Consider the following 21,819-nt stretch of genomic DNA (forward strand, 5'->3'; position numbering starts at 1 on the left):
TCAGGCAATACGCGTTAACAATCAGCGCGGCGGCGCGGTCTGCGTCGGCCATGGCGTTCTGATGCGGCACGTGGTTGCGCACCCCCTCACGCCATTCACCCCGCAACAGCGAGAATGGCCTACCGGGCGCACCATGCGCGAGCCGCCCACCGATTGCAGGAATGCTGAGATGTCCAACACCCCCTATGGCGAGTCGTCATGTGCTGCCGCAGCCAGCGGCTGCATCGAGGTCCGCGGTGCGCGCGAGCACAACCTGAAGAATGTCGATGTCTCCATTCCGCGCAATGCACTGGTGGTGTTCTCCGGCGTGTCGGGATCCGGCAAGTCCTCGTTGGCCTTCGGCACGGTTTTCGCCGAGGCGCAGCGGCGCTACTTCGAATCCGTCGCACCCTATGCGCGCCGCCTGATCGACCAGGCGGGCGTGCCCGATGTGGATGCCATCGACGGGCTGCCCCCGGCGGTCGCCCTGCAGCAGCAGCGCGGCGCCAGCAATGCGCGCTCCTCGGTGGGCAGCGTGACCACGCTGTCCAGCCTGGTGCGCATGATGTTCTCGCGGGCGGGAGCCTACCCGGCCCACCAGCCCATGCTGTACGCCGAAGACTTCTCGCCCAACACCCCACAGGGCGCCTGCAGCACCTGCCATGGGCTGGGGTATGTCTACGAAGTGACTGAAGCACTGATGGTTCCGGACCCGTCGCTGAGCATCCGCGAGCGCGCCATCGCGTCCTGGCCACCGGCATGGCATGGCCAGAACCTGCGCGACATCCTGGTCACGCTGGGCTACGACATCGATGTGCCGTGGAAGAAACTGCCGAAGAAGGACCGTGAGTGGATCCTGTTCACCGAGGAGACGCCCACCGTGCCGGTCTATGCCGGCTTCACGCCGGCCGAGACCCGTACCGCACTCAAGCGCAAGCAGGAGCCCAGCTACATGGGCACGTACACCGGCGCACGCCGCTACGTGCTGCACACCTTTGCCAACACCCAGAGCGCCCTGATGCGCAAGCGTGTGTCGCGCTACATGGAAGGCAAGCTGTGCCCCGCCTGCCACGGAAAGCGCCTGAAGCCGGAGGCGCTTTCGGTCACCTTTGCCGGTGTGGATATCGGCGAGTTCATGCGGCTGCCATTGGACCAGCTGGCGGCGTTGCTCGAGCCCATCGCGCGGGGCGACTTCAGTGCACACAGCCACGGCGCGCGTTCCAGCAGGCGTGCAACGCCCCGCGATCGCGCCAAGCGGGCAGCAAGTGACCGCGCGACCCACGAAGGCGCACCCGACGTGCGCCTGACCTCAGCCTTGTCTGAGGAAAAGCGCCTGGCGGCACAACGCCTGGCGGGCGGGGTCATGTCGCGGGTACGGCAACTGCGCGAGCTCGGCCTGGGCTATCTATCACTTGATCGCGCCACGCCCACGCTGTCGGCCGGCGAACTGCAGCGCCTGCGGCTGGCCACGCAGCTCAGCTCGTTGCTGTTTGGCGTGCTGTACGTGCTCGACGAACCCTCGGCCGGCCTGCATCCGGCCGACAGCCAGGCGCTGTACGACGCACTGGAACGGCTGCGCGACGGCGGTAACTCGGTGTTCGTTGTTGAACATGATCTGGAGCTGATGCGCCGCGCGCAGTGGCTGGTCGATGTGGGCCCGCAGGCAGGGGAGCATGGCGGACGCGTTCTCTACAGTGGCGAGCCCGATGGCCTGCGCGACGTTCAGGATTCGCGCACGGCGCAGTACCTGTTCGACCAGGTGCCTGCGCCCGCCAGCCGGCAGCGCAGTGTCATCAGCTGGCTGGAGCTGAAGGGTATCCACCGCCACAACCTGCAGGGCGTGGACGCACAGGTGCCGCTGGGGCTTCTGACCGCAGTGACCGGCATTTCCGGGTCGGGCAAGTCCAGCCTGATGGCGCAGGCGCTGCCCGAGCTGATGCTGCTGCACCTGGGGCATGAGCCGGTGGACGACAGCGCCGACAGCACGCCCGCGGATGGGCCGACCGTGATCGAAGCCACGCGGGGCCAGCTGGCCGGCGACGTGGACGCCATCCAGCGCGTAGTGCAGGTAGACCAGAAGCCCATCGGCCGCACGCCACGATCCAATCTGGCCACCTACACCGGCCTGTTCGATCACGTGCGCAAGCTCTTCGCCGCGACACCCGACGCGCGCCGCCGCCGATTCGACGCGGGCCGCTTTTCGTTCAACGTGGCCAAGGGCCGGTGCGAAACCTGCGAAGGCGAGGGCTTCGTCAGCGTCGAACTGCTGTTCATGCCGAGCGTCTATGCGCCGTGCCCCACCTGCCATGGCGCCCGCTACAACGAGGCCACCCTGAAGGTGCTGTGGAATGGTCGCACCATCGCCGAGGTCCTGCAGATGACGGTGGACCAGGCGCAGGCGTTCTTCGCCGAAGAAGACGCCATTGCCCGCCCGCTGCAGTTGCTGCAGGAAATCGGTCTGGGCTACCTGCGGCTGGGCCAGCCGGCCACCGAGCTTTCAGGCGGTGAGGCACAGCGCATAAAGCTGGCGACCGAGCTGCAGCGCAGCCAGCGCGGGCGCACGCTGTATGTGCTGGATGAGCCCACCACCGGCCTTCATGCATCTGACGCGGACAGGTTACTGGCGCAGCTGCAACGGCTGGTGGAGGCTGGCAACACCGTGGTGATGATCGAGCACGACATGCGTTCTGTCGCACAGGCGGACTGGGTGATTGATGTCGGGCCAGGTGCAGGCGGCGCGGGTGGCACCATCGTGGCGAAGGGCACGCCGCAACAGGTGGCCCGCGCCAAGGGAAGCAGGACTGCGCCGTTCCTTGCGCGCGAGCTGGGGCAGGCCAGCTGACGCCATCTCATCCGGGGCTGCGTGCATTCTGTTGTACTGTGGGAGTACTCGCAGCGCCCATCAGCGAGAGGATGGTCAGGTGAACGCTTCCATGCTCCCAAGAATCGTCGGCTTCGATGTCCCGTTGTTGCATGAGCGTGTAGACGCATCCACCGACGAAGCCATCACCGCGCTGCTGGATGTGGCGCCGGGCGCTCGCTGGACAGAGATGTTCCTCATCAAGTGCAGGGCACTGGCGTCCCAGCTCCAGCTGGCGGATGTTCGCATTGAAGGCGCCAGGATCTACTTCTACGGATCCATAAGCGATTCCCGTGGACTTGCCGACGCGGTGATGTCCATTGTCCACGTACTGAATGATGAGTTGATGCGCGAGCGGAATCACGCAGCCAGCCGCGCCTAGGCGCAGCCAAGCAGGGACCAGCACCGATCGGCAATCTCCGCTGCGCCAGGATGGCCGCGCAGGCTCGATCGCTTCGCAAGCCTGCCCTGCAGATCGTCGATCCATGCCGACCGGGTGCCATGCGGATCTCTCACATAGATATCGCAGGCAAGCCGGATAACGGGCGCCACTTCATATCGGAAGCTCATCGCGGGCAGGGCGCCCAGGTTGAACGCGATTTTCCAGTGGGCCAGCTCGCGCTCGACGTCGACAACGTGCTTGCTTCTTCCATGGATCATGGCGTTACCCCTTTTCGAAACTCCACTGTACACGCTTGTTGCTGCGGGCCTGTTCATGACCCTTGTTCATATGGGACGCGTCCCCGTACGTTCCCGTAACGGTGACACGCCCACAGTCAATCGGCAGCAGACTTGCTGCGGCGGAGAATCGAAATGAACAGCGTCCCCGAACAGAACAGGAATGACCGCTCCAACGCGTCCGCTGAAGCAGAACAGCCTGCACAGCAGGGGCAGGGCGAGGGGGGCGAACCCGGCGGGGAGGAGCCCGGCAAGCAAGGACAGCAACAGCAGCAGGACAACAAGGATCGCGAGAGCCCGAAGCCAGCGGATGAAAAGAAGGGCGGTCTCGGCGGCGATACCCGCCGCTGAGGAACAGGAGGAGCCGCGCGCCGCGCGGCTGCTTCCGCAGCAGACAGGGAGCGTGCATGTCCGCACAAAGCCAGGCGATCAGCCTGATGACCAAGATCATGTACCAGTGTCGCCCGGAGAAAACCACAACAATGGCGCAATGCCGTTGCTGCCACGCGCCCAGCCCTGGCGGGATGGAGTGCGCACGGTGCCTGACCGGCAGGCTCGGCGATACGATTCACAATCGTGGTGCAGCGTTCGGCTGGCTGGAATCGTTCCGCAGGGTCCAGCAGGACGAAGCACACGTATTCGAATGCGCAAAGCGCGCCGATGTGGCATCTCCCTAGGCGTCGCATCCGGACCTGACATCGCGCAGGCGTATGCTCGAGTCATTCAGGAGCAACGCGATGACTTTTCCGATCTGCATCTACGATAGAACGGGCACAGGGCTCCGGCTGCCTGCGGGATGGTGGATCGACCTTCAGTCCGATCTGCCTGCACTGGTGAAGGGTGCCGCGCGCATTGACCTTCCGCGATCTTCAAAAGACGAGCATCCACGATTGGATCCTGAGGTTCTCACGGATCTCTTCCGGCGCATTGGAGGCTCTCAGTGGCTAGGTTGAATCCAGCCCATTCCCTGGGAGTGCGCTGGCTGTTCTTTCGCCTTCGCAACGGGCAGTCCATCAGTCCGGCCAGGCTGATGTCTGTCTGGTCCGAGGCGGCGGAATCCAACGACTGCGCCGTGCGCCGTGAAATCATCGACGGCGCCGGCTACGTCTACGCCTTGTATGCGCCCAACAGCCTGCTTTCACCCAGGCGCGTGGAGCTGCGCATGAGAGCGCTGCTGGAGGAGGCCGGCTACGCCTTCACGATGGGCAGCCTGGCGGGGCGGCACCCGGGCGACGGCTGAGGCGCGGCGCTGAGGCGCCGGCCGAAGAGTCCATGACAGCCGCTCTCATTCGGGGACACCAGGCTCCAGTGGTTCGTCAGGCGCGGGATCGAAGAGCGCCAGCATCCGCTCACGCCGGCACTGTTCGAGCCAGTGGTGCCATATCTCCACCTCGTCCATCAGCCCCGTGTCACCGCACGCTGGGCACGTGAGCGTCGTGCCCGATGGACTCGTCTTGATGCCCTCGTCCTGAGTCATTGATGAGCGCAAGCCGCAACTCTTGCAGGTGGATCGCAACTGATCGAGGCGAACGATGGCGCCATTGCGCGCAAGAAGGGGCTGGATCGCATGGATCCGGAAGGCATTGGGAGGGTGCATGGCCGTGTCGTCTTGGGCTGGACACGGGAGCAAAGGATTCTGCGCCGGAGAAGAGCCGTGAGGGCGCAGTGTCCTCCGTTGGAGGTTAACCCTTCATCAAAGTGCGGAACACGCTCCATCGTTGGCCTGAAATCCTACGCCCGCAATCGTGCACTGACGCGGCACCTGGCGCTTCTCCGGTGCCAGCCCTGCTTCTGGGAAGGAAGGGCTCTGCCATCACAACAGAGCCCCGGTCACTCACTTTTCCTGCAGGAACGCCAGCAGATCCTGGTTGACCTTGTCCTTGTGGGTGTCGGTCAGGCCGTGCGGCGCACCCGGGTAGACAATCATCCTGGCGCCCTTGATGAGCCTTGCCGATTGGCGGCCTGAGATATCGATCGGCACGATCTGATCGTCGTCACCGTGGATCACCAGGGTAGGAACATCGAACTTCTTCAGGTCGGCGCGGAAATCGGTGGCCGAGAACGCGGCGATCGAGTCGTAGGTGTTCTTGTGGCCGCCCTGCATGCCCTGCGCCCACCATGCGTCGATCAGCCCCTGCGACACCTTCGCGCCTGGGCGGTTGAAGCCATAGAACGGGCCCGACGGAATGTCGCGGTACAGCTGCGCGCGGTTCTCCATCTGTGCCTTGCGGATGCCGTCGAACACTTCGATCGGGAGGCCGTTCGGGTTGTCGGCGGTCTTCAGCATGAACGGCGGCACCGAGCTGATCAGCACGGCCTTCTTCACCCGCCCGGTGCCGTGCCGGCCGATGTAGCGCGCCACTTCGCCGCCACCGGTGGAGAAGCCCACCAGGGTCACATCGTGCAGGTCCAGCGTATCGATCACCGTGGCCAGGTCATCGGCGTAGTGATCCATGTCGTTGCCGTCCCATGGCTGGCTGGAGCGCCCGTGGCCGCGACGGTCATGCGCGATGACGCGGTAGCCATGGTTGGCCAGGAAGATCATCTGCGACTCCCAGCTGTCCGAATTCAACGGCCAGCCATGGCTGAAGGTCACGACCGGGCCGTCCTTCGGGCCCCAGTCCTTGTAGTACAGCTGCACGCCGTCGGCGGTGGTGATGTAGCTGGCGGTGCGCGCGATGGTGGTGACCGGGGCCGGCTTGGCCGGTTCGGCGGCCTGCGCGGACAGGCCGGCCTGGACCGAGAGGGCGAGGGCGGCAACCGCCAGCGTACGGGCGAAGGTGTTCATGCGGGAACTCTCATGGGTGGGTGGTGAGACGTACTTTGCGCCTGTGATCAGGCGCCCGGGTGATGAAGTGTCCGGATTTCTTGATAGATCGTCTTGCATGGATGTGCGCGCCCCCATCGCTCGCGATTGTCTGTTGACAGTGTAGAACGACCGTTCTACCTTGCAGCCATGAGCAAGGTCACCACCGACACCCAACAGAAGATCCTGGCCACGGCCGAGGCGCTGATCTACCAGAACGGGATCCATGCCACCGGCATGGACCTGCTGGTGAAGACCTCGGGCGTGGCGCGCAAGAGCATCTACCGCCACTTCGAGAACAAGGACGACGTGGCCGCCGCCGCGTTGAAGGCGCGCGACGTGCGCTGGTTGGCCTGGTTCCGGCAGGAGTGCGACAAGGCCGACAGCCCGGAAGCGCGCATCCTCGGCATGTTCACCGCGCTCAAGAGCTGGTTCCAGTCCGAGGGCTATCGCGGGTGTGCGTTCATCAATACCGCGGGGGAGGTCGGCGATCCGGCCGATCCGATCCGGCAGATCGCGCGGAATCACAAGCAGAAGCTGCTCGATTACACGCTGGAACTTACCGAACAACTGGATGTGGAGCAGCCGGCGGACCTGGCCCGCCAGTTGCTGATCCTGATGGAAGGCGCCATCACCCTGTCGCGCGTGATGGGTGATCTCGACGCCGCAGACACCGCGAAGGATGTCGCGAAGCTGTTGTTGGAACAGGCCAAGCGTTAGCGCCTGGGTACGCCAGATCCTTTGAAGCAACCCGTGTATCCATTTCGATTGGAGGTCTCCCCGTGTCCGCAGAACAACCCCGTCCGCCGCTTCCTCCGTTCACCCTCGAATCGGCCACGCAGAAGGTGCGCCTTGCCGAGGATGGCTGGAATTCCCGCGATGCCGACAAGGTGTCGCTTGCCTATTCGCTCGACACCCAGTGGCGTAACCGTGCCGAATTCACCAACGGCCGGGAGGAAGCCCGGCAGTTCCTGGCACGCAAATGGAACAAGGAACTCGAGTACCGCCTGATCAAGGAGCTCTGGGCCTTTACCGAAAACCGCATTGCGGTCCGCTACGCATACGAATGGCGCGACGACTCCGGCAACTGGTTCCGTTCCTATGGCAACGAAAACTGGGAATTCGGCGAGGACGGCCTGATGCAGCGCCGCTTCTCGTGCATCAACGACCTGCCGATCAAGGAAAGCGACCGCAAGTTCCATTGGCCGCTGGGGCGTCGCCCGGATGATCACCCGGGGTTGTCGGAGCTGGGCATGTGATTCCCGCTGGGGCGCCTTTCGAAGCGTGCTCAGGTACGATGGGGCGGCCGGCATCTGCGCCGGCCGGGGCAGGGGTGCAATGGACATGCAGGCAGGGGGCGGCGTCGATCCGCCGGCAACGACCGATTCGCAGGAACTGACATTCCACTGGCTCTATCAGCGGGTGCAGGGGCTGGTTGAGCACAGCATCTACCCGAAGGCGGGCAGGGTGGAGACGTGGGCGTTCCGCATCGGCATGGGGGCGGCGGTCATCGGCATTCTCACTGGCCAGCTTCCGGATCGATGGCTGCCTGTTGGCGCAGTGCTTCAGGTGGTTGTTGCCTGCCTGGCAATCGAAATCGGAGGGTTCATTGTCGGTGGCGTCCTGGCCGCCCGCAGAGGTATCCGCCAGTTCAGCCAACCGCGGCTCTCGCACGCCCGGGAGATGGATGAAGACTTCGCTCACTGGCAATCGGTGGTGACCGAGCTTCGCGGATTTCCGCGCGTCCAGCGCGAGCGGCGCCTCAAGTACGTCAGTCACCTGCGCACAAACATGATTGAGCGCATGGGCATGATGTATGGCGGGCTGCAGCGGCTTGGACCATTCCCGCTGTTGATTGCCCTCTACCTGCAGTTCCGCGGATGGAAATGGGGCGACTGGGCGGGCGCTTTCGATGTTGGATTGCTAGGCGCACTGCTTATCTTCGCCATGGTGCTGCTGTACCTGCTGGGCTGGATGCTGATCGGCCTTCGCACCAGGCTGGATACCTACGTGGCATTGTTGGAGGCCTCTATCCACGAGCCCGAACCCTCGAAGCCAGCGCCGTGAGGGATAAACAGAACTGTGAGCCATCCAATGAGGCATGCGCATGGTTCAAGAGTGCCGCGCTGAAGAGTAAAAGTCGCGGTTGCCTGCATTGGTCGGATCGTACATGTCGCCGACTTCACAGGCCTGTACCCCGCAGATGGGCATAGTGCCCCTTGGGTAGTGTGAGCGCGTCCATCCAGCCACGGGATTTTCCCGAACGCCAGGAGGTCACTGTGCCAAGTTGTGATGAAGGAATGAAGTTGACGCGTCGCCAGGTGATCGCCGGCGGCGTCACGACCGTGGCAATGTCCGCCGCACCGGGGGCGTCATCGCTCGCCGCCGAACTGGCGACGCCCCCGCCGCCCAGGCCGCCGGTCATCAGCACGGTGGCGTTGACCGTCAACGGCAAGCGGCGGGAGCTTGAGCTCGACACGCGGACTACGCTGCTCGATGCCCTGCGCGAACATCTGAAGCTGACCGGGACCAAGAAGGGCTGCGATCACGGTCAATGCGGTGCCTGTACCGTGCTGGTCAACGGTGAGCGCATCAATGCCTGCCTCAGCCTGGCGGTGCAGCACCAGGGCGATGCTATCACCACCATCGAAGGGCTCGGAACACCCGATGACCTGCATCCGATGCAGGCCGCCTTCATCAAGCATGACGGCTACCAGTGCGGGTACTGCACGCCGGGGCAGATCTGCTCGGCGGTGGCGGTACTGGACGAGATCAAGCGGGGTGTCCCCAGCCATGTGCAGGCAGACATCAGTGCACGGCCCCGGGCCACCAACATGGAGATGCGCGAACGCATGAGCGGCAACCTCTGCCGCTGCGGAGCCTATTCCAATATTGCCGAGGCGATGGAAGAGGTTGCAGGCGTGACCCCTGGGAGGCGCGCATGAGGGCCTTCAGTTACGAACGCGCGAAATCCCCGGCCGAGGCCGCCAAGGCCGTCGCCGGTATCGAGGGCGCGAAGTTCCTGGCCGGAGGGACCAACCTGCTCGACCTGATGAAGCTGGAGGTCGAGACGCCAGCGCACCTGGTCGATGTGCAGGACATCGGCCTGGACAGGATCGAACCCACCGACGAGGGCGGCCTGCGCATCGGCACGCTGGTGACCAATACCGCGCTGGCCTCGCATGAGCGCGTGCGCCGCGACTACGCGGTGCTGACCCGCGCGATCGTGGCAGGCGCCTCCGGGCAGCTGCGCAACAAAGCCACCACCGGCGGCAACCTGCTGCAGCGCACGCGCTGCCCGTATTTCTACGACCCCCATCTGCCCTGCAACAAGCGCCTGCCCGGATCAGGCTGCGGCGCGCTCGAGGGATTCTCCCGGCAGATGGGCGTGATCGACACCTCGGACAGCTGCATCGCGACCTATCCGGGCGACATGGCGGTGGCCCTGCGGGTGCTGGACGCCTCGATCCAGACCGTCAGCGGTGACGGCAGTACGCGCAGCATCCCGATTGCCGATTTCCATCGTTCCCCCGGCGACAGGCCGCAGCAGGACAACGTGCTGCAGCGCGGTGAGCTGATCACCCACGTCACGCTGCCGAAGCCCCTGGGCGGTCGGCACGTGTACCACAAGGTACGTGACCGCGCGTCCTATGCGTTCGCACTGGTGTCGGTCGCTGCGGTCGTGCAGCGAGACGGTTCGGCGCGGTTCGCCTTCGGTGGGGTTGCGCCGAAGCCGTGGCGCGTCGAGGCAGCCGAACCGCTGCTGCGCGACGGCGTACAGGCCGCGACCCGGCAGGTGTTCGCCGGCGCCCGTCCGACGCCGGAGAACGCGTTCAAGATCGCGCTCGCCGAGCGCACCCTCGCGGCCGTGCTGGTGGAAGGAGAGCGCTGATGCCCCTTCAATTCAACGCCCCCGCCGGCGACAACCTGTTCGACAAGGCCAAGGTCGTCGGCAAGTCGACGCCGCGAATCGACGGTCCACGCAAGACCACCGGCACCGCCCCCTATGCTTACGAGCGCCACGACGTCGCGCCGAACCAGGCCTACGGCTACATCGTCGGTGCGGGCATCGGCAAGGGGCGCATCATTTCGATGGATGCCTCCCGCGCACGTGCCGCGCCCGGCGTACTGGCGGTCATCACCGCACCGGAAACCAAGCCGGTCGGCAAATCGAACTGGAACAACGCGCCGTTGTTCGGCGGACCCGAAGTGGCCCACTACCACCAGGCCATCGCCTGCGTGGTGGCAGAGACTTTCGAGCAGGCCCGCGCCGCCGCGGCGCTGATCCGCACCCGCTACGAGCGCAGCAAGGGCCGCTTCGATTTCCCGGCCCTGGCACCGACCGCGCCGCTGGCAAAGGGGCGTGACGGCAAGCCCGACCGGCAGGCGCTGGGCGATTTCGACACCGCCTACGCGAGGGCCGCGGTCAAGCTCGACGAGACTTATCACACCTCCGACGAAAGTCATTCGATGATGGAGCCGCACGCCACCATCGCCGCCTGGGAGGGTGACACGCTCACGCTGTGGACGGCGAACCAGATGGTCGACTGGGCCAGGCAGGGCATGGCGGCGATCCTCGGCATCGATCCTGCCAAGGTGCGCGTGGACTCGCCCTATATCGGCGGCGGCTTCGGCGGCAAGCTGTTCATCCGCGCCGACGCGGTGCTGGCCGCGTTGGCGGCCAAGCAGGTGGGGCGACCGGTGAAGATCGCGCTGCAACGCCCGTTGATGCCCAACAACACCACGCACCGGCACGCCACCCTCCAGCGCGTGCGGATCGGCTGCGGAAAGGATGGCCGGATCTCCGCCATCGCCCATGAGAACTGGTCGGGCAACATCAACGGCGAGGATGGCGAAAACGGCACCCTGCAGACGCCCAAGCTCTATGCAGGCGCCAACCGCCTGGTGGCCAACTACATCGCCACGCTCGACATGCCCGAAGGCAATGCGATGCGCGCACCGGGTGAAGCACCGGGCCACATGGCGCTGGAAGTGGCGATGGACGAAATGGCCGAGAAGCTGGGCCTCGATCCGATCGCGTTCCGCATCCTCAACGAGCCCGAGGTCGTGCCCGGCGATCCGTCCAAGAAGTTCTCCGACCGCAACCTGGTGCGCTGCCTGCGCGAAGGCGCGGAGCGCTTCAACTGGAACAAGCGCAATGCCAAGCCGGCGCAGGTCAGGGAAGGGCATTGGCTGGTCGGCATGGGCGTGTCCGCGGGCTATCGCGGCGCACCGACGATGAAGTCGGCGGCGCGGGTCCGGCTTGACGGCCAGGGCGGGGTGGTTGTCGAGACCGACATGACCGACATCGGCACCGGCTCCTACACGATCATCGCGCAGACGGCAGCCGAGACCATGGGCGTGCCGCTGGACCAGGTCCAGGTCACCCTCGGTGACTCCCGTCATCCCGCCTCCGCCGGTTCCGGCGGCCAGTGGGGCGCGGCAAGCTCCACCGCGGGCGTGTACGCGGCGTGCGTCAGCCTGCGCCGCAAGGTGGGCGAGAAACTCGGCTTCGACGGCGACACCGCAAACTTCGCCAATGGCCGCATCCAGGCGGATGGGCGGACCATCACGCTGGCGGAGGCGGGAACCCTGTCGGCGGAGGACGGCATTGCCTTCGGCGACTTCAAACAAGGCTACGACGTCGGCACCTATGCAGGACATTTCTGCGAGGTCGCCGTGCATGCCTACACTGGAGAAACGCGCATTCGCCGCATGCTTGCCGTATGCGATGGCGGCCGGATCCTCAATCCGCTCTCCGCACGCAGCCAGGTCATCGGCGGGATGGTGATGGGTGCGGGCGCGACCCTGATGGAGGAGCTGGTGGTCGACAAACGGCTTGGTTTGTTCATCAACCACGACCTGGCCGGCTACGAGGTTCCCGTGCACGCCGACATCCCGTACCAGGAGGTGGTCTTCCTCGACACGCTGGATCCGGTGATCTCGCCGATGAAGGCCAAGGGTGTGGGTGAACTGGGCATCTGCGGGGTTGGCGCCGCGATCGCCAATGCGATCTACAACGCAACCGGCGTGCGCGTGCGCAGCTATCCCATCACCCTGGACAAGCTGTTGCCCGGCTTGCCCGACATAGGCTGACGTTGCGCATGGACCGACCCGTAGCCTCGCCCACTCTGGAGGTCTCCGCCGCAGGCGGAGGGGAGCCCGGCGATCTTGCCGAGGACCTGTCCGCAGCGCCGGGCTTCCTCGCCGAAGGCAGCCCGCGCGGCGTGCTCGAGACGGCCTTGACGCGCATGCGTGCGGGGGAGCACGCCGTGCTCGCGCTTGTGCTGGAAACCGATGGCTCCACCTACGCCGGTGCCGGCGACATGGTGCTGTTCTGCAACGGCAGCCAGGTCGGCTGGCTGAGCGGCGGATGCCTGGAGCCCGAGCTCGCGCGACGCGCGGAGCAGGTGAGCGCGGCAGGGCGGGTCGACTGGATCGAGATCGACACCCGCAGTGACGACGACCTGTTGAGCGGATCCGCGCTCGGCTGCCGCGGCCGGCTTCGGATTGCGCTGCTGCCATTGCGTGCCATGGCAGGCATCGACGACGTGATCGAGGCTTGGTTGCGGGAGGGCGTGTCACTCCAGCGCGACCTTCGCACGTCGGGGCAGGTCGTTTTCCGTGCCGGCCATCGCGAGCAGGCGTGGCAGCTGCATCCGATGGAGGGTACGCAGCCCTTTGGCGAGGGTGCGTGGTGTTTGCCGTTGCCTCGGCTTCCGCGGGCCCTGGTGTTGGGGGGCGGTCCCGAAACGCCCTTCCTGGTTCCGCTGCTGCGCGGCCTGGGGTGGCGGGTCAGCGTGGCCGAACGTCGAGCGCGCTGGGCCTCAGCCGGGCAGTGCGCGGATGCGCATCTTCAGACCAGCCCGGCCGAGGCCCTTCATGGCGACCCGTGCGACGCGGCACTGGTGATGCATCACGATTTCGAACTGGACCGGGAGGCGCTGGTGGCCCTGGCTGATACCAACGTCGCGTTCATTGGACTGCTGGGTCCGCGGCGAAGGCGCGAGGACCTGTTCAAGCTGCTGACACCGGATCAGCGCCACCGCCTTTCCCCGAGACTTCGTTCACCGGTCGGCCTGAACATCGGCGGCCGAGGGCCGGAGGCGATTTCGCTCAGCATCGCCGCGCAGCTGCAGCAATGGCGAAGCGCGCACGGCAGGTGACTGACGCGCATGCGGTCATCGTGCTTGCTTCCGGCGGGAGCACCCGACTTGGCCAGCCCAAGCAGCTTCTCACCCGGCAGGGCGAGACCCTGGTACACCGCGTGGTGCGGTTGGCGCGTGAGCTCGCGCCAGCGCAGGTACTGGTCGTGGTGGGCGCGAACGCACAGGCCGTGACATCCAGCATTGCCGGGCTGGATGCCGCTCCGGTAACCAACCACCACTGGGAACGCGGCCTGGCGAGCAGTCTGCAGGTTGCCGGCGCACACCTGCTGCCCACGGTGACCGCGGTGATGATCCTGGCATGCGACCAGCCCGCAATCGAGCGCTCCCATCTGCAGGCGCTGCTTTCGGGTGCCCGCGCCGCAGCGTCAACGTGCGCGGGTACCCGCCACGGAAATGCGCTTGGCGTTCCCGCAGTCGTGCCGCGCGCCTGGTTCACCGCTGTCGGTGCAGCCGGTGACCGCGGCTTCGGAGCGCGCCTGCGGCAACTTCCTGTCGATACGGTGCATGTCCTGCAGGCACCGGAACTGGGCCTGGATATTGATACGCCAGAAGATCTTGCGCGTGCGCGCGATGCGGGCTGGATCGATGCCGGGAGGTGACCCGCATGGTCACTGGGCCAATGCCTGTCGCGCAGGTGACTAGTGTGGGCCACATCGCGCGCCCTCAGGCACCTCGCCCCCGAGCATCTGCAGCACCCGATCCAACAGAACAGGTTCCGGCACGTCAGCCAGCACCTGCTCCAGATAGCCCACCGGCTCCAGCTGCCATTGAAGCAACGTACCAAGCTGCACAATGGCGGGCGCCCGCTGCTCCGCGTCCAGTGAGACCTGCAACAGCAGATGGTGCGAGCGCCCCTCCAGCCACAGCACGGGTATGCCCCGGCAATGAACCTGGAACTCGGCATCTCGGCGCCGCTCGACGAACTGGAAGCCCTGTCGTGGCCGAGAGTCCACGAACTGCATCGCCTGGCGGCGCAGTTGTGAGAATCGATCGTCGTTGATGCTTTGGAACGCGACAGGCGAGGGCGCCGGCGTCGCCGGCCACTGCGCCTGTGCCGCAACCACCACCACAAGACAGAGCGCGTTGGCCGCCCAGCGGCACCACGCCACTCAGCCCTCCGGATGCAGTCGGGTACTGGCGTGTGCGGTAAGGCCGATTCCGGCCATGATCAGGCCCTCCATGACGCGCGGGCCAACGTACTGTTCCAGTTCGCCGTTCTCGCGGGCGCGCTGCGCGGCCAGCAGGATCTCCAGCACCACCCGAAGGCCGGCCAGCGAGCAATCGGTGTCCGCCAGGGCGATGCGCCGGCCGGGCATCTGATGGCGTTCCGGCCACGGCTGACCATCGGAGGCGACACCGGCGCCGATGCTGTGCAGCAGGGCGATGAGCGTGTTCGGGTCCAGCGCGGGGCTGTTCGCGCACGCGTCGTGGATCGGGTGCGGGGCAGGGGAGTGGGGCTGGGTCATGGCTGGGCTCCTTGCGTGCATGCAGAAGCCGCCACCGATAAAGGTGGCGGACGGTGCGAGGTTCGAAACCCGGTGTTCGCTAAACCGGCAGGCACAAGGCCTCCACGCACCGCCCGCCATAGCCGGCCGACGGATTGCCAGCCGGCACCACACAGGGTGATGCCGGCTGGCAAGCGTTTACTTCAGCGAACTACCGGGGTTTCGAATCCCGGCCACCTGTTTTCGGTGGCACGGAGAGGAATACGCCCGGCTGTGCGCGATGCCAATGCAGTAAGGCCGATGCCGTCACCACATTCAACATTTTCAGAATCGTTGCATATGGCGCAACGGCGCTGGAGCCTTGCGCCGCAAGGCTGTTGTCGATTTCGGCGGTGCACGCCTGACGAGTGTCGGCATCCGCCCGGCGAGGCCGTGAACGAGGCGGATGCGACAGGGTTGCCAAAGGCCGCCAGGCGTCAGTAGCCCTTCAACGCGACCTTGGTCCGCTCCAGCCATGCGGCATTGTGGCTGCGTGCGTGACGCGACCAGTGCTGGGCATCATCGATGATGCTGGCGAACAGGCTGCGGGCCTGCTCACGATCGTCGGGCTGCGGCTGTGCCATCAACCACTCGCCATACAGGCAACGGGCGGCCGCATCGTTTCCGCATTCCACGGCTCGCTCGAACGCGGCACGGGTGCCGGGCGCTTGGGCAGCCGCCAGTGCCTGCGCGTAAAGCAGGGTCTGTTCCGGCTTGCGGCGCACATCCGGATGGCGGGCGAACAGGCCGTCCAGCGTCTCCGCCGCAAGCGCGGGCTGCCCGGACTCGAGGCGGGCACGGGCAAGGCCGGTCAGGATGTAGGGATCGTCGCCCAGCGGCGAGCTGGCTGCCTGCTCAAGCAGGGTTCTGGCTTCCTCCGCCTGGCCAGCATCCAGCAGTGTCATGCCCAGGCGAACCCGATTCTGCACGGTGGGCGTACGCGCCAGTTCGGCACGCGCGTTGCGCAGGTCCTGGCCCGGGTCCATGAGCTGCTTGGCGGAGCGGATTGCCTGCCGCGCGCCGCGCGAGTTGCGGGCTTCCGGGAAGTAGATCGCCAGGAAGTAGACGATGCTGCCTAGCAGTGGGAAGGAGAAGAGCAGGATGAGCCAATAGAGGCTCTGGCCCGAGCGGATGGCGTGTACCGCGAAGTAGATGGCCGCCAGTACGTGGAGTCCGATTCCGATATAGGGCATGTGTGCCGCCTCGTCCTTGTGAGGGGTGGAACTATAGTGGGGGAGGGGAGGGGCGCCAATGGGCGGGGTGATCGGGCGTGACGCGTCACGTTAATAGGGTGGGTTCTGCGAGGTGGAGCGCTGCATGCCACTATGTGGCGGGGCTGCATTGATGGAAGGGGATACATGGAACGTACGCAGAAGACGCTAACGATGGCTGATGTTGCTGGATGGGGTTCGGCGCTCGTCACGTTCGGGCTGATTCAAGGGGCCTTTTATCTGAAGGCGTATTGGGGGCACTTCGGCTTGGATCCCTTTCAGTTTGTCGCCGTAAGCGAGCTTGCGCTGGCAGGGCTTGCGGGGATCGGCCATGGTGTTGTTCTTCATACTGATTGCGCTGCTGCTTGGAGGGTGGGTCGAGGGGAAGGTGACAGCGACGCCGTCCCCAGCCAATCTGCTGATGTGGCTGACCCTGGCTCTTTGTCTTGTTGGAATGGGTGCCTTGCTTTGGTGGTCAAATGCCTGGCCCGTTTTGATAGGTGTGGCGCTGACGGGCATATGTGCAATGGCAGTACGCCTGTCTCCAGTGTTGCCGGCCGCCGTGAAGGAGTCGCCCTGGCTGGTCTATGCGCTCGTGATGATTGTCTATGTCCCGATCTCGTCAAACTGGCTTGGCTTCGAACGCGCCAAGGCGATTACTTCTGGCAGCAGCGAGTACACGGTCAATGTGACCATTGATGAGAAGGTGCAAGGTAGCCTGGGTTTGGTGGGGCGCTTGGGGGACAACTATGTGTTCTGGGACATGGCACAGAAGACTGCAGTTCTTGTGCCTGTGGGCGGCGTGAGAAGGCTGGTGATTGCGCAAAAAAACGTTTTGCCTGACAAGTCAGTCCAGTCGCGATAAGGGATGTCTATCGGGAGTAGAGGGGTGTGCACTTACGGGCGAGAGTGGCCATTTCGGACGCTTACGCTTCTTCTAGGAAGCACCTGCTATCCACCACCGTCCATGTCGGGAGCAGGGCTCTTCAGTTACACCCTTCTTGCCGAGCAGCATCCTTCCCCGAACTACGGACCGCACCCAGTGCTTGAATAAACTCGCGAACTTCCGGCCGCGATCAACGAGACCAAGGTACAATTCTCTTCGCGGCTCACGACAATTCCATTGCTTTGTTGGAGATTGAATTGATGGATAAGATTTCGCTCAAGTTTGAAGAGGGCCTGTTGCTGCCGGGAACTTACATCATAAGCAAGGAAGACTTCATTGCGGAGTTCTGTAGCAGTCCCGAGAAGACCTTCGGCCATTATCAAGAGATGGCTCGCTCGAAATTCCTCAAGCCATTCCTGGATATTTACGAATGGGCCGAGGAGGCTGGGGCAACGTCAATTGTCGTCGGAGGGTCATTCGTATCGCGCAAAAATGATCCCAATGACCTGGATGTAGTGATCTTTTTCGCCACATCTTCGCAGGTCCCACACGGCCGGGAACGCTACGACATAGATGGCCTCATGCTCGATGTGCAACTTCTTGCGGAGGACCAGCCCGAGATCGCTAGTGCATACCTTGAATTACTGGGGACCACCCGATCCGGCGCTAGGCACGGCTTGGTCCAGGTAAAGATGCACAGCTCTGTGCAAACCTTCTACAGGCCTGAGCAGTCGTCACAGAGCCTTGAGATAGTCAAGGTTGCATACTTGGGCCGGCGCTGGTCGAAACAGCAGACAACGAAGGGGGTTATCGTACCGTTGCACGGGATTCGAACGCATGCGGACGGATGGCTACCACGCCTGTGTCTATCTGCGAGCACGTCAGGATGGGCTGTTGCTCCCTATGTGTACGGGTATCGATCTGCAAACGTCCTTCGCAATGAGGAGGAGAAGGCTGAAATCGTTGAGGGGTTTAGATCCTGGCTGATTGATGTCCGAAAGGAATATGAGGGTCCAATTTCCATCGTGGCGCACTCTTTCGGGAGCTACATAGTGGGTCGTTACCTGTCCAATGCCGGTGATATTTCGGAGAAATTCGAGTGCGTAATCCTGTGCGGTTCGATACTCACAACTAATTTCGATTGGGGTGATTTCATTGATCGAGGCATCGTAGGACGAGTCTTGAATACTATTTCAGAAGAAGATGAGTGGGTTAGGTATATTCCAGACGGCGGCATACGTTTTCTGGCGAAGGACGATCTGTTTGGCGCCGCCGGAAAATCTGGCTTCGTCAAGGAGCATCCTCAGCTGTGTCAAATTCGTAGCGCATTGCTGACTCATAACAATGTGTTTCGTGAGGACGTAGTGACCGCCCAATGGCTACCCTATCTGGAAGCATCGAAGGGAGCTCTAGAGCAAAAGGCCTTCCAGCTCTTGCTAGAAAGGCTTAAGTCCGAGACTATGTAACTGGCTGTCAATGTGCATAGGTTTGTTCATGCTGCACACAGCCTCTCGCCAAGGAGCCTGGGCACCCGCAGGGAACTGTCGATCCTTCTTTGAGTGCATGGCCGTCAGACTTATTTGCTAGCTCGGCAACTGGATAGACCGCTTCTGGCCGAGTGCGGGCCTTGAGCAGGGACGGAGATTAGGAAGATTTATCGAGGGTAGGGGAGGGCTGTTCCCGCCCCGATGCGGAGGCTGTAAAGTAGCGGCGAGGCTACATCGAAGTGATTTCTGCTCTATACGGGCATTTAAATAACTGAATGTGCGACTGAGGTGGTCTCCCTCAAGGAAGAACAGCGAACGAGCGATCTATGGGCGGAACTAAGCCAGGCAGGAATGAACTTTGTCCGTGTGGAAGCGACAAGAAGTTCAAGCGCTGCCACGGCGGCCTCAATGTCAATTACGAAGAGATGATCTCGCGAGGTGCGGAGGAAGCCAAGCGCAGGGCTGAGATCAATCGGATACAGCAGCAGCGACAGCAAGGCCTAGGTCGCCCAATCATCGCCGACCAGACTGCCGGCAAGCGGATCGTCGCTGTGGGCCATCGCCTATTTCAAGGCGAATGGCCAACCTTTCATGACTTCCTCTATAGCTACATCCTTGACGTTCTGGGGCATGACTGGTTCGAAGCCCAGACGCAACTGGAACACAACGAACGTCACCCTGTCATTCAGTGGCATGAAAGGTTCCTGCTGGCGTCGAAAGCCGCCGACCTGGCGCCAGGCGAGACACGCCAGACGCTGATGACCGGCGCAATCAGCGCATTTCTAGCGCTGGCGTATGACCTCTACATCCTAGAGCACAACAACGTCCAAACGCGCACCCCACAGCTGCGGAACTTACTGATCGGTCGCTTGAAGTGCCAAGATCAGTTCATCGGGGTGCGTTATGAGATCCGTGTTGCGGCCATACTTTTGAGAGCGGGATTCGAGCTGGAATGGGAAGATGAAACCGATCGCCGAACCAAGCATGTGGAATACACAGCCACCTATCCGCGCACCGGCAAAGCTTTTGGCGTGGAGTGCAAGATCCGAAACCAGGACACTGCGAAGCAGGCGAACCAGCATCTTGGGAGGTTTGCTGGGCTGGTAAGTGATGCGCTGAAGAAGACAACCCCTCATGACCGTTTGATCTTCGTCGATCTGAACATGCACGCCTATCCCTATGTTCCGGGCGGACCACATGATTGGCGAACGATCGGCATCAACACGCTTCGAAGGTTCGAGGCACAACCAAAGGCGGCGACCCTGCCCCCCGCCGTGGTGTTCATCACCAACTATCCTGACCATCACCACCTTGATACTCAGGTTCCTGATGCTGGAGCCGCCATTGAGGGCTTCAAGATCGATGACTATCGGACCGGTGAGATCCTGACCCTGTCGCAGAAGATAGGGATGCGTGTACGTAATCCTGAGATCGAGGCACTCGTAGCATCGATCCAGGAACATATCGACCTGCCTTCCACGTTTGAGGGGGAAATTCCTGGGCTGCCGTCAAACCGCCTGCTCATCGGGCACCGATATCAGATGGACGATGGCGTGGTGGGCACGTTGAAAGACGCCTGTGTGATGAGCGACAACGGGGAGGTCGCGTTGATTATTGCTCGGGATGAAGGCGGACAAGCGATCTACACCAACCAGCTTTCGCCTGAGGAATTTGCTGCTTGGAAGCGCTATCCAGAGACGTTCTTCGGGCAGATCCGCCAAGGACCTGGCCCGATCAACGATCCTATTGAACTCTATGACAGATTGAAAGCTACTTACATCCACACCCCGAAAGAGAAGCTGCTTCAATTCATGGGAGAACACGGCGACCAATTTGCTGCACTCACGCAGCCGGAGCTGTTGGATGTCTATGTGCAAGGCATGGTGAACGCCGTGATGGAGCGGGCGGGGGCGCAAGAAGTCCCGGTGCATATCCAAAGGATGAAGCCGCCGCCGACTCGAACTATTTAGGAGATAACTCACCTAGGTATTGGACGAGCTCGTCGGTGGCCGGGTTGATGCCTACCAATGCGAAAGCGGCTTCAATCTCCGAACTTGGCAAGTGCGCCGCACCCATGCGCATAAACCTGTGGGCGCTCGCGGCGGTTCCGGTGGCGCTTGGCCTGTCTCAGGTGGCGTGGCCGGTACCACGTGGCCGGTGGGCCTTCTACGGCTACTACGTGGGCCATCTGGCTTGCCTTGGGCTTGTGGCGCTTATACTGCCGCCGTGAGCGCCAGCCATTTCCTTGGTGCTCAAGCATCAGGGGGATGCCATGTTCACAAGGATTGCAGCCGGATTGCTGCTGTGTGCACTCGCCGCGCCTGCGGTCGCCCAGCAGATTTACAAGTGCGTTACCAAGGCAGGGACCGAATACCAGTCAACGCCGTGCGCCAATGGTGAGGCGGCGAAGACGTGGGCCGTCGAGGTAGCGCCTCGATCTGAGGGCGTCATTGAGAATGAGCGTCGCCTCGACGCCATTCGACAGCAGAATTCAGCGTCTATCGCGCCTCGACCTGCACCAACGCGTCCTGTGTATCGAAATGGCGGTGGTGGCGGACGCCTCCACAGCATTTCCCAGTACAAGGACCCTGACGCATGCGAGGCCGCCAAGGCTGAGCGTGAGCGCGTTTTCCGCATGTACGGCTCCAACCGGCCCTACATGGTTGGTCGCCGCATGGATGATATGGTTTGGTCGGCCTGCAAATAGCCGACCACTGAAGAGCTCTTCGTATTGGAGAGTGAGAAATGAAAGACATAGACGAACGTCTCGAACACGCTGAGGATCGCGCCAAAGAATTCTTTGCCCGATTCAATCGGCAGAATGAGTACGCGATCCCGCTGCTCCAAGGTCATCTTTACGCCGAGGAGCAACTTGAAAGCATCGTTCTTTCAGTTTTCGATCATCCAGATTGCGTGATCGACGCAAGATTGAATTTTTGGACGAAGACGAAGCTCGCGATGGCGGTAGTCGGGGGAGACCCTCAGTTGTGGAAGGCTGTTGAGAAGCTAAATTCTGCTCGTAATGAGCTCGCCCATGGGAGAGACGCTGCACACCTGGAGCGTAAGATCGATTCTCTCATCGCAGCTATGCCGCTTAGACGCGTCGAGCAATTACTCAATGCTCAAACGAGACTCGATCGGATGAAGATCTCAGTAGCCCTCATTTGCGGCTCTCTCGCACGTATGGCGGACAACTGTCAGAGGACATGACTGGGGTGTAGGGGCGGCGCCCCTACGGAAAACGCCTCATCCGCGCTGG

General features: G+C 63.2%; 25 protein-coding genes. 19 read left to right on the top strand and 6 right to left on the bottom strand.

What is annotated here, in order from left to right; genetic code table 11:
* The first annotated feature begins 169 nt into the window (after positions 1-169).
* Together AC5QAB_RS07520 and AC5QAB_RS07525 are read left to right on the top strand one after the other, a co-directional pair.
* The gene (locus AC5QAB_RS07520) at positions 170-2,821 is read left to right on the top strand and encodes an excinuclease ABC subunit UvrA (RefSeq protein WP_197561102.1); all 2,652 of its coding nucleotides are present in this window, start codon (positions 170-172) and stop codon (positions 2,819-2,821) included.
* 79 nt (positions 2,822-2,900) lie between these two features.
* Positions 2,901-3,221 carry a hypothetical protein gene (locus AC5QAB_RS07525; RefSeq protein ID WP_241883866.1) on the top strand — a complete coding sequence of 107 codons (321 nt, stop codon included), beginning with the start codon at positions 2,901-2,903 and terminating at the stop codon, positions 3,219-3,221.
* Here AC5QAB_RS07525 and AC5QAB_RS07530 read toward each other — a convergent pair.
* Positions 3,218-3,499, bottom strand: a complete 282-nt coding sequence (locus AC5QAB_RS07530; RefSeq protein WP_010485730.1) for a hypothetical protein — start codon at positions 3,497-3,499, stop codon at positions 3,218-3,220. The two genes, AC5QAB_RS07525 and AC5QAB_RS07530, sit on opposite strands and share 4 nt — an antisense overlap.
* 153 nt (positions 3,500-3,652) lie before the next feature.
* Here AC5QAB_RS07530 and AC5QAB_RS07535 point away from each other — a divergent pair, with 153 nt between their 5' ends.
* From AC5QAB_RS07535 to AC5QAB_RS07545, 3 genes are all read left to right on the top strand, one after another.
* A complete protein-coding gene (locus tag AC5QAB_RS07535) occupies positions 3,653-3,868 on the top strand; it encodes a hypothetical protein (protein WP_044570206.1) in 216 nt (71 codons plus the stop codon).
* A 56-nt stretch (positions 3,869-3,924) separates the two neighbouring features.
* Positions 3,925-4,194 carry a hypothetical protein gene (locus tag AC5QAB_RS07540; protein ID WP_012480276.1) on the top strand — a complete coding sequence of 90 codons (270 nt, stop codon included), beginning with the start codon at positions 3,925-3,927 and terminating at the stop codon, positions 4,192-4,194.
* Between the two features lie 263 nt (positions 4,195-4,457).
* Entirely contained in the window at positions 4,458-4,757 is a 300-nt protein-coding gene (locus tag AC5QAB_RS07545; RefSeq protein WP_012480275.1) for a hypothetical protein, read from the top strand.
* A gap of 45 nt (positions 4,758-4,802) precedes the next feature.
* On the opposite strand, the gene AC5QAB_RS07550 is transcribed toward AC5QAB_RS07545, so the two are convergent.
* Together AC5QAB_RS07550 and AC5QAB_RS07555 are read right to left on the bottom strand one after the other, a co-directional pair.
* Positions 4,803-5,114 (bottom strand): hypothetical protein, encoded by a 312-nt coding sequence (locus AC5QAB_RS07550; protein ID WP_495233264.1) that lies wholly within the window; start codon positions 5,112-5,114, stop codon positions 4,803-4,805.
* Positions 5,115-5,351: 237 nt separating this feature from the next.
* The gene (locus tag AC5QAB_RS07555; RefSeq protein ID WP_197561101.1) at positions 5,352-6,305 is read right to left on the bottom strand and encodes an alpha/beta fold hydrolase; all 954 of its coding nucleotides are present in this window, start codon (positions 6,303-6,305) and stop codon (positions 5,352-5,354) included.
* A 168-nt stretch (positions 6,306-6,473) separates the two neighbouring features.
* Between AC5QAB_RS07555 and AC5QAB_RS07560 the strand changes: the two genes are divergently transcribed.
* The 8 genes from AC5QAB_RS07560 (at position 6,474) to AC5QAB_RS07595 (ending at position 14,091) form a co-directional block, all read left to right on the top strand.
* Complete coding sequence (locus tag AC5QAB_RS07560; protein WP_103282336.1) at positions 6,474-7,043, top strand: TetR/AcrR family transcriptional regulator; 570 nt, start codon at positions 6,474-6,476, stop codon at positions 7,041-7,043.
* Between the two features lie 62 nt (positions 7,044-7,105).
* Entirely contained in the window at positions 7,106-7,582 is a 477-nt protein-coding gene (locus tag AC5QAB_RS07565; RefSeq protein ID WP_064238549.1) for a nuclear transport factor 2 family protein, read from the top strand.
* A gap of 79 nt (positions 7,583-7,661) precedes the next feature.
* Positions 7,662-8,390: a hypothetical protein gene (locus tag AC5QAB_RS07570; protein WP_495233265.1), complete on the top strand. Its 729-nt coding sequence runs from the start codon at positions 7,662-7,664 to the stop codon at positions 8,388-8,390.
* Positions 8,391-8,623: 233 nt separating this feature from the next.
* Positions 8,624-9,268: an aldehyde dehydrogenase iron-sulfur subunit PaoA gene (gene paoA, locus AC5QAB_RS07575; RefSeq protein ID WP_495233266.1), complete on the top strand. Its 645-nt coding sequence runs from the start codon at positions 8,624-8,626 to the stop codon at positions 9,266-9,268.
* On the top strand, positions 9,265-10,215 hold the full coding sequence (locus tag AC5QAB_RS07580; protein ID WP_495233267.1) for an FAD binding domain-containing protein: 951 nt from the start codon (positions 9,265-9,267) through the stop codon (positions 10,213-10,215). Before paoA ends, AC5QAB_RS07580 begins: the two co-directional genes overlap by 4 nt.
* Positions 10,215-12,419 carry an aldehyde oxidoreductase molybdenum-binding subunit PaoC gene (gene paoC, locus AC5QAB_RS07585; protein ID WP_495233332.1) on the top strand — a complete coding sequence of 735 codons (2,205 nt, stop codon included), beginning with the start codon at positions 10,215-10,217 and terminating at the stop codon, positions 12,417-12,419. Before AC5QAB_RS07580 ends, paoC begins: the two co-directional genes overlap by 1 nt.
* Before the next feature lie 8 nt (positions 12,420-12,427).
* Positions 12,428-13,489 (top strand): XdhC family protein, encoded by a 1,062-nt coding sequence (locus AC5QAB_RS07590; RefSeq protein WP_495233268.1) that lies wholly within the window; start codon positions 12,428-12,430, stop codon positions 13,487-13,489.
* Positions 13,465-14,091 (top strand): nucleotidyltransferase family protein, encoded by a 627-nt coding sequence (locus AC5QAB_RS07595; protein WP_495233269.1) that lies wholly within the window; start codon positions 13,465-13,467, stop codon positions 14,089-14,091. Before AC5QAB_RS07590 ends, AC5QAB_RS07595 begins: the two co-directional genes overlap by 25 nt.
* A 39-nt stretch (positions 14,092-14,130) precedes the next feature.
* On the opposite strand, the gene AC5QAB_RS07600 is transcribed toward AC5QAB_RS07595, so the two are convergent.
* The 3 genes from AC5QAB_RS07600 to AC5QAB_RS07610 form a co-directional block, all read right to left on the bottom strand.
* Complete coding sequence (locus AC5QAB_RS07600; RefSeq protein WP_495233270.1) at positions 14,131-14,601, bottom strand: hypothetical protein; 471 nt, start codon at positions 14,599-14,601, stop codon at positions 14,131-14,133.
* The gene (locus tag AC5QAB_RS07605; RefSeq protein WP_164109244.1) at positions 14,602-14,958 is read right to left on the bottom strand and encodes a hypothetical protein; all 357 of its coding nucleotides are present in this window, start codon (positions 14,956-14,958) and stop codon (positions 14,602-14,604) included.
* 455 nt (positions 14,959-15,413) lie between these two features.
* Positions 15,414-16,169, bottom strand: a complete 756-nt coding sequence (locus AC5QAB_RS07610) for a tetratricopeptide repeat protein (RefSeq protein ID WP_495233271.1) — start codon at positions 16,167-16,169, stop codon at positions 15,414-15,416.
* 349 nt (positions 16,170-16,518) lie between these two features.
* On the opposite strand from AC5QAB_RS07610, the gene AC5QAB_RS07615 reads away from it, so the two are divergent.
* The 6 genes from AC5QAB_RS07615 (at position 16,519) to AC5QAB_RS07640 (ending at position 21,770) form a co-directional block, all read left to right on the top strand.
* Entirely contained in the window at positions 16,519-17,052 is a 534-nt protein-coding gene (locus tag AC5QAB_RS07615; RefSeq protein WP_495233272.1) for a hypothetical protein, read from the top strand.
* 281 nt (positions 17,053-17,333) lie between these two features.
* Positions 17,334-18,539, top strand: coding sequence for an alpha/beta hydrolase (locus tag AC5QAB_RS07620; protein WP_049439763.1), 1,206 nt, complete (start codon positions 17,334-17,336; stop codon positions 18,537-18,539).
* 347 nt (positions 18,540-18,886) lie between these two features.
* Positions 18,887-20,530: an SEC-C metal-binding domain-containing protein gene (locus AC5QAB_RS07625; protein ID WP_414613830.1), complete on the top strand. Its 1,644-nt coding sequence runs from the start codon at positions 18,887-18,889 to the stop codon at positions 20,528-20,530.
* A gap of 47 nt (positions 20,531-20,577) precedes the next feature.
* A complete protein-coding gene (locus AC5QAB_RS07630; protein ID WP_111205588.1) occupies positions 20,578-20,790 on the top strand; it encodes a TraX family protein in 213 nt (70 codons plus the stop codon).
* A 42-nt stretch (positions 20,791-20,832) separates the two neighbouring features.
* Positions 20,833-21,267, top strand: coding sequence for a DUF4124 domain-containing protein (locus AC5QAB_RS07635; RefSeq protein ID WP_111205585.1), 435 nt, complete (start codon positions 20,833-20,835; stop codon positions 21,265-21,267).
* 38 nt (positions 21,268-21,305) lie between these two features.
* A complete protein-coding gene (locus tag AC5QAB_RS07640) occupies positions 21,306-21,770 on the top strand; it encodes a hypothetical protein (RefSeq protein WP_111205584.1) in 465 nt (154 codons plus the stop codon).
* Positions 21,771-21,819 lie beyond the last annotated feature (49 nt).

The sequence above is a fragment of the Stenotrophomonas sp. YJH_SMC_127 genome (genome assembly GCF_059372445.1).